Origin of the sequence: Enterococcus sp. C65, from assembly GCF_040887165.1 — a bacterium.
Taxonomy (GTDB): domain Bacteria; phylum Bacillota; class Bacilli; order Lactobacillales; family Enterococcaceae; genus Enterococcus_B; species Enterococcus_B hirae.
Window position 1 is genome coordinate 148,136 of the sequence record NZ_JBFOFG010000006.1, and the last position, 12,837, is coordinate 160,972.

Sequence of the window (12,837 nt, forward strand, 5' to 3'; positions counted from 1 at the left end):
TTAGCTCTGTAAATTAGATAATCATTTGATTTTTACCAAAAGTGCGATCGTAATCTGGTAGATTTCCTTTTTTTCTACGCCAGATAAACAGAATAATTGTCCCAACGAATAAAAAGGCTGACAACAATTGGGAGATCCGAATAACACCTAAGAAGTATAAACTATCTGTCCGTAATCCTTCGATAAAAAAGCGCCCGAAGCTGTACCACATCACATAAACAAGTAAAACTTCTCCTTTTTTCAGTAAATGCTTTTTGTTTCTTAAAAATAGGAGTAGGATAAAGCCAATCAAACTCCAAACGGATTCATATAAAAAGGTAGGTTGACGATAAAAACCTTCAATGTACATATTATCAATTATGAATCTTGGGATATGCAGATTTTCTAAAAAAACTCTCGTCGTGACAGGGCCATAAGCTTCATGATTCATAAAATTTCCCCAGCGCCCAATTGCTTGAGCGAGTAGGACACTTGGTGCTGCTATATCTAAAAATGTCCACATGGAAATAAAGTGGTATTTGGTAAAGAAGTATAAAGTAATGGCACCTGCGATCAATCCACCATAAATAGCTAACCCGCCAGAACGGATATTGAATATTTGAATAGGATCAGCTATATATTGTGGTAAATCAAATAAAATATAGTACAACCGTGCGCCAATAATTGAAAGTGGCAATCCCCACAACATAAAATCAGTGACATCCTCAGATTTTAAGCCAACTCGTACGGCTTCACGGCTACTTAGCCACATGGCAATAATTATTCCCGATACAATGATCAAAGCATACCAATAGATTGGTATTCCTAAAAGATTGAACGCTACCCGATCGATTTGCGCTATCATGTTTCCACTCCTTGCTATTGTGCCCCTGAATTTTCTTCGATCAGACGACTTAATCTTTCTTCAAACGTTTTTGTTGCATCAAATCCCATCGTTTTTGCTCGGAAATTCATTGCAGCTACTTCGATGATGATGGCCACGTTTCGTCCAGTTTTGACAGGTATTTTTATTTGTGGAATCCCCACTTCTGCAATTTCCACAGAAGTATCTTCAGAACCTAGTCGATCATATTTTTTGTCCTTCGCCCAGGCTTCTAAATAAACGGCTAACTGCACTTGCATTGAACCACGGACAGCACTTGCTCCAAACAAGTTCATGACATCAATGATTCCGATCCCTCTGATCTCTATCAAGTGTTCTAAGATTTTTGGTGGTTCACCAATGACTGTCAGTTCATCTTGTTGATAAACATCTACTCGGTCATCGGCAATCAGGCGATGACCACGTTTGATTAATTCTAATGCGGTTTCACTCTTACCAATTCCGCTATCCCCTTGAATGAGTACACCTAACCCATAAACATCGACTAGCACACCATGAACGCTCGTTCTAGGAGCTAAACGACCATCTAAATAACTAGATAATTCTCCAAGCAAACGGGATGTGGAGATTGGTGAACGTAAGACAGCCATACCGTATTCGTTGGCTGCTTGAATCATTTCTTCAGAAGCTGGCAGCCCCCGAGAAATAATGAATGCTGGCATATCCTCACTGCACAATCTTCTCATGATCATCAGTCTTTCTTCCGGCATCATCCGTTCAGCAAAGCTAATCTCTTTGCTCCCAAATAATTGTAAACGATCATGTGAATAATAATTAAAATAACCGGTCAATTCTAAACCAGGTCTTGAGATGTCACCAGTTACGATAACACGCTCCAAACTCTTTTCATCACCAGTCACTATTTCTAATGATAATTTTTCTACTAATTGGCTTACTTTCACAACTTCTGCCATTCGTGCTACCTCATTTCTATTAGAGTGTTCCTTCCCATTTTATCATTGTCTGACAAAAAGTACTACCAAATAAAAAAAACGTTTTTATTTTAAATTCACTTTTTTTATAAAACAAAGCAAAAAGGTACAACCAGGGAATTTAAGACATTTCCCATGGATGTACCCTTTTAGTCATTATCGATTGTTCACGTTTACCTTCTACTATTGTGTTCACTGACAATCATATTCACCACTGACATAATCACAGCAATCAAAAAAGCTGATCCAAAGGAAGCAAAATTAAAATTAGATGCTCCAACAAAAAAGGAAGTCATCTTCAAGATTGCCGCATTGATGACAAATGTGAACAAGCCCAGTGTCACTAAAGTGAATGGTAGTGATAAAATTGTTAGAATAGGTTTGATGAACATATTCAAGATGGACAATACGAAACTTGCTAAAATAGCTGTCCAAATACTATCTACATAAATCATCGTCGGAAAAATCACTGCCAGAGAGATGAACGTCAACGTATTCACGATGAGGCGCTGAAGATAAGACATTAGAAGTCACTCCATTCGTCATCATTGACTTTTTCCGCCTCTTTACGTTTTTTTGTTTGTTCATGATGATAATTATTATTTTGATAATATTGGTTTTCATGCCCATAACGAGTCTGTTTGTTTCGTCCAGAAGGGATGAGCAAAGCCAATAAAATATATAAGATAACTGGACTTCCAAATGCCACTAAGCTTAGGAATACATAGATCACACGAACTACCGTTGGATCAATTCCAAGATATTCTGCAATCCCAGCTAATGTACCAGTCAAAACAATATTTTTATTTGATTTTGTCAATTTTCTTTTCATTTTACTTTCACCTCTGTTCTATTCATTTTAATGGAAGAAAAAGAGTGTGACAATAGATAAACTGTTCATTCTCACTACACTTTTTCTCCAAAGATTTTTGCTTTTCCTCGTTAAAGGAACGAATGACCAAGTATCATCGTTTAATAGTGAACGTACATCCCACTTATCAATCCTGCTTTCGATTGTTAGAATAAGCTAACTCACCGGTTGATTACTTTATTGATCCGTATCTTTTAAATAAATACTACCAGTCGTAGTCGATAATTGGATTCTAGCTACTTCATTTTCAGAGAGACGACGGAACTGTAGTAATTGATTGGTCCGTTCTTTTTTTTCACGGATTACTTCATAATCAGTCAGGCGGCTGTTGATGCTGCCTAAACTTGTTTTCGCATTACCTTCCATGCCAATTCCTGTTGGTAAAGCTACTTTGACATTGCCATTGACTGAACTTGCTTCAATTTTTTTCAAATGTTCTTCTTTCATTGTCAACCGTACATCCCCATTAACGAGAGAAACGGAAAGATTTTCAGGGGTTGTTCCTACAGTGACCGTACCATTCACTGTTTCGATGATCGAATCTAAGATTGCACCTGATTGAACATCTATATTCCCATTAACGCCTTCAATTTCAAGCATGGTTGCTTGTAATTTTTGAATGACGATATTTCCATTTGTCGATTTGGTGTACACATCTTTACCTTCTAAGTCGTTAATCGTAATATTCCCATTTAACAATTTGATTGCTGTATGGTCATATACTCGTTTTGGTAAATAAAAGACTAGATCCGCACGTACACGTTTATTTGGAATTTGGAATGAGACATGCTCATCATTGACTTCAATTTGACTACGTTCTAAGAATGCCTCGAATGGTTCTGCATTCATTTTACCGTATAATTTGATTTTAGCTTCAACTTTCACATCTTCACTTTCCCAAGTTTTCAATGTGACATTTCCGTTTGCAGCTTTGATATCAAGAATACTTGCTGCAGGTGCTTCATAATAAAATTCGTGTTCAAATTTTGTCGTTGCGATACCTGGTACACGGAGATTGACATCTTTCCATTCCATGTTTTCATTAACTGTTTCCGATACCGTTTGGAATGTCTTCCGCAAAAACTTGCCTAGCTGAGAACCAGCTTCAGACATTTTTTCTCCAACTTGGTTCAATGTATCGTTGGCTTGTTCTTTCCAGTCATCTGGTAACTCAAATTTATCAGCAATTGTTTCTTTCTTTTCTGTCCATTGGTTTTTGCGAATATCTTTTAATTCTGCTTCTAGTTTCAATTGTTCTTCTGTTAATTGTTCACTCGCAGCTTCTAATTCCTTGATCTCAGATTCAAGAGTCTTTCTTTGGAGAAGCTCATCTTCTGTTAGTTCATCCAATTCTTCTTTGGTATTCAGCTGCATCAATGTTTCCTGTTTGTCATTGCGTGCCGCTTTATTTTGTGCTAACTTTTCATTCACTTCGTCTAAATGAGCCGACGTTTGATTGGCTTGTGTTGCTAACTCATCTAAGATACGTTCCAAATTTTCTTGATCTTCTTTTTCGTTTTGTTTTGGATCGGCATTAAAATGGATTTCTTCTGATGTGCCATTTTCCAATTCATCGATCAATTGAGTTGCTTGATCTTTTTCTTTATGACTAGCAGTTACTTTATCTGCTTCTTTTGCGATTTGCTTTTCATCTTTCTCAGTTGCCATGCTTTCTAATAAATCTAAGCCCTCTTCAGTGGAAAGGATCCCTTTTTTAACTAAGTCTAAAATACGTTCTCTTTCTTTCATGGAAATTGCCTCCTTAAGCAAATATAGTTTGCAAGCTTTTCCTTACATTCATATTATGCACGGAATGGAAGAAAAAGTCATAGGACTTAAGTTGTAACTTTTTCTCCAACTTGAGTTACTGAACGATTTACTTCCCATTGAACCAGCCAATAATGCTTTAAAAACAATATTTCTTTCCCTTTTTATGGCAAGAAATATTGTTTTCTAATTTTTTATGAATTATGTATGAATATTATGGATATTAAAAAAGCAATTGGATAAATGACCATAAATAGCGTATAACACGAAACAGAATAACTAGTAAAAATATATTTCCGACAATAAAACGTCCCATATTACCAATGCTTTCTTTTAAATTACTAAATGTAAACCGACGCAAAAAACGTGGCATTGAATGATAGCCGTTTCGCTTCAAACGAAACTTTTCTTCATAGGTTAGTTCAAGCATATCATAATAAACAATTTGAAGTGGTTCACGCGGAAAAAAGGACTTGGAGAATCCAACCATCAATGTATACTGTTTATTCCTTGACGGCAAATTACGCATACCAGTTTTGTTAATCCTGACACTCTTGTCTTCAAGATCATTATAGCTATACTCTGCTTCTTGGATCTTAACGATTTTTGCTTCTGGTTGATTTATCTCTAGATATTTTTGATAGACCTCTGGAAATTTTTGTTTTTGCAGATAAAGATAAATACCTCCCCCAGCAATGATTATCATCAGTAAAACATTATAAAGCAAATGTTCCTGAAAGATGCCTGTATAAGCCAGAACAATCACGAGTACGAATGCTAAGATTAGAATTCGCTTCCAATAATAACTTTGATACATTCTTTTGATTGTCCGCTCATAATAAGCAAAATCTTGCTCAACAAATTTCATCTTCTTTCACTCCTTTTCATCTCTATGCTCTTATTATAATTGAACGAGTTGAAAAAACAAAGACTAGTCGCTGAATTTCGATTATACAAATGACAATTAGTCTTGACCTTTTTCTCTCAGAGAAGTCAGCAATATTCACTCTAAGTCTTCAAGTTACAAAAAAACCGAAGAATTCCTAGGATATTTCCTATTTTGGAATTTTTCGGCTTATTTCTTATAACTCACACGTTGATCGTTATTTTCCAATCTTCAAGAGTTAGAAAATTTCGTTATGATTTGAGTTTAATTCGGTGATTTTTCCTGTAGCTAGATACACGATCCATTCACAAATATTCGTTACATAATCGCCAATCCGTTCTAAGTAGCTGGCAACATTTAGATAATCTGTCCCACTGATGACTGTTTCTGGATCAGACTGCATATTTTTGATCGTTGCATTGTAGATGCGATTGAAATAATCATTGACCCGTTGATCCATATTTGCGATCGTTCGAGCATCTTTTTCATCCGTTTTGACGTAAGCAACCAATACATTGTCCACCATTTTTTTGACATAATCAGACATATCAGAGATTTCTTTTTCGATCTCTGGGATTCTGGTTTGACCTTTCACACGGATCGTTGATTTGGCAACTGAAACCGCATGATCTGCCATTCGTTCCAAATCAGAACTAGCTTTCATCACGGTAATAATCATCCGTAAGTCTGTAGTCACTGGTTGTTGCAAAGCAATCATTTCAAAACTTTTTTTCTCTAAACGTGTTTCCATGTCGTTGATTTTAATATCATTTTCGATCACTTCTTGTGCAAGTGCTTTATCATGTTTGATATAAGAACGAACTGATTTATGCACTGCACTACTTACCATCATCCCCATCTCATAAAATTGATTATGAAGGTTAAGTAGTTCTTCTTCAAACTGTGTACGTAACATTTCGTTTCCTCCTTATCCAAATCGCCCTGAGATATAGTCTTCCGTTTCTTGTTTTTCTGGAGTCATAAAGATTTTTTTCGTATCATTGAACTCAATTAAATTCCCATCTAAGAAAAAGGCTGTTTTATCAGAAATCCGTGAAGCTTGTGACATATTATGCGTAACTATAATCATAGTATATCTTTCCTTTAATTCCAAGAGCATGCTTTCAATTTTCCCAGTAGAAACAGGATCAAGCGCACTAGTTGGCTCATCTAACAAAATAATTTCTGGATTGACGGCTAACACTCTTGCAATGCATACCCGTTGTTGTTGACCACCTGATAAGGATAAGGCACTTTTATGCAGTTTGTCTTTGACATCATCCCACACAGATGCAGCCTTTAAACTTTCTTCGACTACTTGATCAAGGACTTTTTTATCTTTTTCGCCTTTTAGTTTTAACCCATAGATTACATTTTCGTAAATCGAAAAGGGAAAAGGATTTGGTTGTTGGAAGACCATTCCAATTTCTTTACGCAATTCAACAATGTCCGTTTTAGGGCCATAGATATCTTTTCCTTTATACAGGACACTTCCAGTGATCGTCACACTCGGTATCAAATCATTCATTCGATTCAATGAGCGTAGATAAGTTGATTTACCACAGCCAGAAGGACCAATCATCGCTGTGATTTCGCCTTGATTGAAGCTTAGATCGATTCCTTTTAACGCTTCTTTTTTTCCATAATATAAGTGAAGATCTTTTGATGAGATAATTTCTTTTGTCATAACGAATCCTCCGTCTTACCCAAAATGACCCGATACATAATCTTCGGTCGCTTTAATTTTTGGTCTAGTAAATATCTTATTCGTTTTATCGTATTCGATCGCTTTTCCTAAGTAGAAAAAGGCAGTGTAGTCGCTGATACGAGCTGCTTGTTGCATGTTATGGGTCACAATGATGATCGTGTAATCATCTTTTAGATTCACCAATGTTTCTTCTACTGTCCCAGTAGAAATCGGATCAAGTGCGCTGGCTGGTTCATCTAATAACAAGATATCCGGTTTCATCGCAATCGCACGTGCAATACATAAACGTTGTTGTTGACCACCTGACAAGGCTAAAGCACTTTTATCCAGGCTATCTTTTACTTGATCCCATAATGCTGCTTGTTTCAAGCTGGTCTCAACGATCTCATCTAATTTCTTCTTGTTCTTTTCGCCATGTTGCTTCAATGCAAACGTGATATTTTCATAGATTGATTTACTAAATGGATTTGGTCGTTGGAAAACCATTCCGATTCGCTTACGCATCTCATAGACATCAATTTGTGGTGCATTGATATCGACATCTTTGTACATGATTTTACCAGTCACCTTAGTATTTGCGATCCCATCATTCATCCGATTCAACGAACGTAAATAAGTTGACTTACCACAGCCAGAAGGACCGATTAAAGCTGTGATCTTATTCTTTTCAAATTCCAGATCAACACCTTTGATCGCTTCGTTGTCACCGTACCAAACATGAAGATCATCTGTATAAAGGGCAATTTCTTTTTCTTGACCCATTGTGATGATATTTCTTTCATTCCAATTATATTCTTTCATCTTACTTCTTCTCCTTAAGCTGAAGTCATTTTCCGGTATAAACGTTTACCAATCGCACGAGCACCAAAATTGAATAGTAATACTGCGATAATTAAGACCGCAGATGCTCCAGCAGATACTGATACGCCATCTGGCATCGTTCCTTCCGTATTGATTTTCCAAATATGAACAGCTAGTGTTTCAGCTTGACGGAAAATACTGATTGGACTAGAGACACTCAATGGATTCCAGTTTGAGAAATCAAGTGCAGGCGCGCTTTGCCCAGCTGTATAGATCAAAGCTGCTGCTTCACCAAAAATTCTCCCTGAGCTTAAAATGACTCCTGTTAAAATCCCTGGAGTTGCCTCAGGTACAACTACACGAATCACTGTTTCCCAACGTGACAAACCTAATGCAAGTCCTGCTTCACGCTGTGTGTAATGCACCGCTTGTAAAGATTCTTCTACCGTTCTCGTCAATAGAGGTAAGTTAAAAACTGTTAAAGCTAGTGCCCCAGAGATAATGGAGAAGCCATACTGGAATTGGATAACAAAAACTAAAAAGCCAAACAAACCAACGACTACAGATGGTAATGAGCTTAATATTTCAATTGAAGTACGGATAACATCAGTCAACCAGTTTTTACCAGCATATTCCGAAAGGTAAATACCGGCTCCTAAAGAAAGCGGAAAACTGATGATCATCGTGATCAATAATAAATAAATCGAGTTAAATAATTGGATACCGATTCCGCCGCCTACTTGATAGGCTTTTGATGGTTCAGTTAAAAATGACCAAGAGATATGAGGAATTCCTCGAACTAAAATATATAAAAGTAACGCAGCTAAGATCAATACAATAATTCCCGATATTGCATAAAGGACTCCTGTTGCGATTTTATCAGAGCGTTTTGCGTTCATTATTTCAATGCCCCTTTCTTACCAATCATTCGGATCACGATATTAAAGATTAATGACATCAATAGCAAGATCAAAGCTAATGACCATAACACGTTGTTTTCAATTGTTCCCATGATCGTATTTCCGATCCCCATTGTTAAAATCGATGTCAATGTTGAAGCAGGAGTTGTTAATCCTGTTGGCATCAAGGCAGCATTCCCGATGACCATTTGGATCGCTAATGCTTCACCAAATGCACGTGCCATACCAAATACAACGGCTGTCAAGATTCCTGGTACAGCAGCTCGTAAAACGACTTTATAGATCGTTTGCCAACGTGTAGCTCCTAAAGCTAATGATGCTTCACGATAATGACGCGGCACAGCTTTTAAGGCATCGACTGTCATAGTCGTCACAGTTGGTAAGATCATGACAAACAAAACAAATGTCCCAGCTAAAATACCAAAACCAGTTCCGCCAAAAATGTTTCGGATAAATGGTACGATGACTGATAATCCAATAAAACCATAAACAACAGATGGAATACCAACTAATAGTTCAATAACTGGTTGCAAGATTTTTGTGCCATTTTTTGGAGATATCTCTGTCATGAAGACCGCTGCACCGATGGCAAAAGGTGTCGCGATGATCGCAGATAAAAAAGTAACGATAAACGAACCAGCGATCATTGGTAATGCCCCGACCATCGGTTTACCATCCGCACCAATTTGTCCAGGATTCCAATTCGTTCCAAACAAGAAATCAAATACGTTGATCTTATCAACGAAAAAGGTCGCTAATCCTTTACTTGCAACAAAATAAAAAATGGCTACTACTACTAGAACGATCAAGGCGATACATAAGAAGCTGATGAATTTACCACGCTGCTCCATTTTTGAACGTTTTGATTTTGTTAATAATACTTTTTTCACATCTTCCACAGATGATTCCCCCCCAGTAAGGTTTAACATACTTATACAGTGTACAAAGCGAACATCAATTTGAGTTTAATAACATGTAAAATTTATGCGAAGTTTGTAAAGATTGTGTAAAGATGATTATTTTACAATATTTCCTTCCCAATCACGTTCTACTTGCATACGTGAAACCGGAATATAACCTAATTCACCTACGATATTATTTTGAACTTCTTCTGATAGCATGTAGTTTAAAAACTCTTTCGTTAACTGTTTTGGTTGATTTTTTGTATACATATGTTCATAAGCCCAAATGATCCATTTATTGGTCGTAACGTTGTCATCGGTTGGCTCTACACCATCAATACTCAAAGTAGCCACATCGTTGGTTACATATGAGAAAGCGACATAACTAATTGCTCCTGGAGTATCTGCAACGATTTGTCGCACCATTCCGCTTGAATCTTGTTCTTGCGCACGAATCGCCGTTTCTCCATCAAGGACCCATTTTTCAAAAGTACTACGTGTCCCACTTCCTGATGCACGATTTAAAATAACCACTGGTTGGTCTTTCCCGCCAAGTTCTTTCCAGTTGGTGATTTCACCCGTAAATAACTTCCGTAAGTTTTCCATTGAGATGTCTTTAACGCCCACTTCCTTGTTAACGATCGGTGTGATCCCAACTACAGCCACCCGATGATCAACTAAAGCAGCTGCATCGATTCCAGATTTTTCCTCCGCAAATAAATCAGAATTCCCGATATCTACTGCTCCAGATTGGACTTGAGATAATCCAGTTCCACTTCCTCCTCCTTGGACATTGATGAATTTCCCAGGGTTTGCAGCCTGAAAAGATTCAGCGACTGTTTCAACTAATGGTTGCAATGCGGAAGACCCGACAGCTGTAATGGATTCTCCTCGATCGATCCATTTTGAACAACCTGATAAAAGAATAGTTAATCCTATTATTGGTAAAAGTAATTTTAATTTTTTCATTTAGAAATCTCCTTCAGTCCTAAAGTAAGTTCATTTTAACATTTAACAAAATACTTGAAAACGAATTAAAATTATAAAATAACAAAAATAATGATTATTAATAAAAAAACACTATCTCATTAGGTTATTCTATGCTATACTGGCTTTGAAATGTGTCTCTTTATCAAACATTATCTAACTTATTTCTTGCTTTCCCCAAAAACAAGAAGTACCCCAAAGTTAGTTTTGTTCCTGTGAGACGCTTTCTCCATTTCTGACAGTTTACAGAAATGGCCCCGACAGAAAAAGGACATGAGCTGACGTCTTAGACGCCTCCCTCATGTCCTTTTTGATTAAATGGAAGTAGCAATTATAATAATGGCGAGATCAATCGTGCCAAACCTTCTTTTAATTTGATGATAAATCCTCGATTTTCATAGCGTTCTTTGGTTAACAGTTGTGACTTTCTTGAATCAGCAAAGAAAGCTTTTCTTACGTGAGTCGCCATTCCTTCATCATAGATCAACGCATTCACTTCAAAGTCTAATTTGAATGAACGGACATCAATATTTGCTGAACCAATTGAAACTATTCCACTGTCAATGATCATGGTCTTAGCATGGATAAACCCATTTTCATAGGTTTCGATCACTGCACCATATTCGATTAGTTCTGCTGCAAAAGAATAAGTTGCCCAATAGACTAACGGATGATCAGGTTTATTGGGAATCTGAATCTGAACTTTGACACCAGAAAGCAAGGCTAATTTCAATGCTTCATGAATGGATTCATCTGGGATATAGTAAGGCGTTTGAATCAATATTTCTTTTTTTGCTAATGAAATCATTTTTAAATAAGTCAATTTGATTTGTTCATGCTCAGAATCTGGGCCACTTGTGACGATTTGAAGTGCTAAAGTGCCTACAGAATCAATTTTTGGGAAAAATTTTGGTGCATAGCTGACTTCTTTCACGTGCTGCGAGTTCCAATCCATCAAGAAACGATTTTGTAGCGTATAAACTGCTTCCCCATAGATTCGCAAATGATTGTCTCGCCAATAACCAAACTTTGAAACTTCTCCTAAATATTCGTTTCCTACATTGAATCCACCAGTATAACCAATTTTCCCATCAATGACAACGATTTTACGATGGTTTCGATAATTGATTCGTGGATTGATATAAGGGACAAATAGTGGAAAGAAAAAAGCGACTTCACCACCAGCTACCTGTAATTCGTGGAAAAATTTTGCATTTACTTGGGTAGACCCCCAAGCATCTAATAATACACGGACTTTGACCCCTCTTTGAGCTGCTTCAGTCAGCGCGTCACGCACTTCCTTACCCAGAGCATCGCCCCGATAAATATAATATTGTAGATGGATATGATCTTTTGCCTGCTTGATGTCTTCAATCAATGCATCAAATTTTTCTCGTCCATCCGTAAATAAAGTCACTTCATTTCCAGTTGTGTACAATGTACTTTCAAACACTGTCAGCATATAGATTAGTTGCTTGACATCAACTTGTCCTGTTGGTGGATGCGGATAAAGTCCTCGCATCAAGGCTTGTTTGTCTTCTTCAATTTCCAAGTTCTTCCCGATTTTCCCTTGGATCTTCAAATCAAAGATCTTGTCTTGTGAAATACCTCTGCCAAAAAAGATATATAAAAGAAAACCGACAATCGGAATAAACATTAATACTAACAACCATGCCCATGTCTGAGCGGTTTCTTTTCGTTCACGAAAAACAATGACAATTGATAATAAGATATTCGCAATTAAGATGATCGTAAAAAAATTATCAACAACTACTCTCATGGCTCACCTCTTCACTTTTACACCTACTTAAGAATAGCCGAGATGTTTTTTAAAGTAAAGTGAAAGTATCAGACAGATAATGATCTCAATGAATTAAAATACCTACTGCTGAACCAATATGACCTCCTATTGATCATTACTTGATATTATTTTTTTATTTTATATTATGAGACAAAAAATGATAGCGTTTTACAAAGAGGTTGAGACAAAAGTGTTTAGCATCAAGAAATAAGAAGGAATTTCCGAAAATTTACAAAAAACACAAAAACTAGTTTTTGATATTGATTGTTATCTACTTGGTGCTTCTCAAATTTTTGGTAAATTTCGGCAAATTTTCCGAAGATGCTGCTTTTGTCTCACCGTGAACAAGAGGTCGTGAAAGAAGCGTTTAGCTCCGAGC

13 protein-coding genes are annotated in these 12,837 nt (G+C 36.8%); all 13 read right to left on the bottom strand.

Annotated elements, in window-relative coordinates:
• Positions 1–13: 13 nt before the first annotated feature.
• Entirely contained in the window at positions 14–844 is an 831-nt protein-coding gene (gene lgt, locus AB3I12_RS08530) for a prolipoprotein diacylglyceryl transferase (RefSeq protein ID WP_063627394.1), read from the bottom strand.
• A 14-nt stretch (positions 845–858) separates the two neighbouring features.
• Positions 859–1,797: an HPr(Ser) kinase/phosphatase gene (gene hprK / locus AB3I12_RS08535; RefSeq protein ID WP_010718556.1), complete on the bottom strand. Its 939-nt coding sequence runs from the start codon at positions 1,795–1,797 to the stop codon at positions 859–861.
• Positions 1,798–1,988: 191 nt separating this feature from the next.
• Complete coding sequence (locus tag AB3I12_RS08540) at positions 1,989–2,339, bottom strand: phage holin family protein (protein WP_010737969.1); 351 nt, start codon at positions 2,337–2,339, stop codon at positions 1,989–1,991.
• Positions 2,339–2,647, bottom strand: coding sequence for a PspC domain-containing protein (locus AB3I12_RS08545; protein WP_010718558.1), 309 nt, complete (start codon positions 2,645–2,647; stop codon positions 2,339–2,341). Before AB3I12_RS08545 ends, AB3I12_RS08540 begins: the two co-directional genes overlap by 1 nt.
• A 216-nt stretch (positions 2,648–2,863) precedes the next feature.
• Positions 2,864–4,435: a daptomycin-sensing surface protein LiaX gene (liaX, locus tag AB3I12_RS08550; RefSeq protein ID WP_010737970.1), complete on the bottom strand. Its 1,572-nt coding sequence runs from the start codon at positions 4,433–4,435 to the stop codon at positions 2,864–2,866.
• Positions 4,436–4,676: 241 nt separating this feature from the next.
• Positions 4,677–5,321, bottom strand: coding sequence for a hypothetical protein (locus AB3I12_RS08555; RefSeq protein ID WP_034699165.1), 645 nt, complete (start codon positions 5,319–5,321; stop codon positions 4,677–4,679).
• 256 nt (positions 5,322–5,577) lie between these two features.
• The gene (gene phoU / locus AB3I12_RS08560) at positions 5,578–6,255 is read right to left on the bottom strand and encodes a phosphate signaling complex protein PhoU (RefSeq protein WP_010718561.1); all 678 of its coding nucleotides are present in this window, start codon (positions 6,253–6,255) and stop codon (positions 5,578–5,580) included.
• Between the two features lie 12 nt (positions 6,256–6,267).
• Complete coding sequence (gene pstB / locus AB3I12_RS08565) at positions 6,268–7,026, bottom strand: phosphate ABC transporter ATP-binding protein PstB (RefSeq protein ID WP_010718562.1); 759 nt, start codon at positions 7,024–7,026, stop codon at positions 6,268–6,270.
• A 15-nt stretch (positions 7,027–7,041) separates the two neighbouring features.
• Positions 7,042–7,848, bottom strand: a complete 807-nt coding sequence (gene pstB / locus AB3I12_RS08570; protein ID WP_010718563.1) for a phosphate ABC transporter ATP-binding protein PstB — start codon at positions 7,846–7,848, stop codon at positions 7,042–7,044.
• A gap of 14 nt (positions 7,849–7,862) precedes the next feature.
• Positions 7,863–8,747, bottom strand: coding sequence for a phosphate ABC transporter permease PstA (gene pstA / locus AB3I12_RS08575; RefSeq protein ID WP_010718564.1), 885 nt, complete (start codon positions 8,745–8,747; stop codon positions 7,863–7,865).
• The gene (pstC, locus tag AB3I12_RS08580; protein ID WP_010718565.1) at positions 8,747–9,667 is read right to left on the bottom strand and encodes a phosphate ABC transporter permease subunit PstC; all 921 of its coding nucleotides are present in this window, start codon (positions 9,665–9,667) and stop codon (positions 8,747–8,749) included. Before pstC ends, pstA begins: the two co-directional genes overlap by 1 nt.
• 117 nt (positions 9,668–9,784) lie before the next feature.
• Entirely contained in the window at positions 9,785–10,639 is an 855-nt protein-coding gene (locus AB3I12_RS08585; protein WP_063627395.1) for a phosphate ABC transporter substrate-binding protein PstS, read from the bottom strand.
• A 349-nt stretch (positions 10,640–10,988) separates the two neighbouring features.
• A complete protein-coding gene (cls, locus tag AB3I12_RS08590) occupies positions 10,989–12,437 on the bottom strand; it encodes a cardiolipin synthase (RefSeq protein WP_010718567.1) in 1,449 nt (482 codons plus the stop codon).
• Between the last annotated feature and the right edge of the window lie 400 nt (positions 12,438–12,837).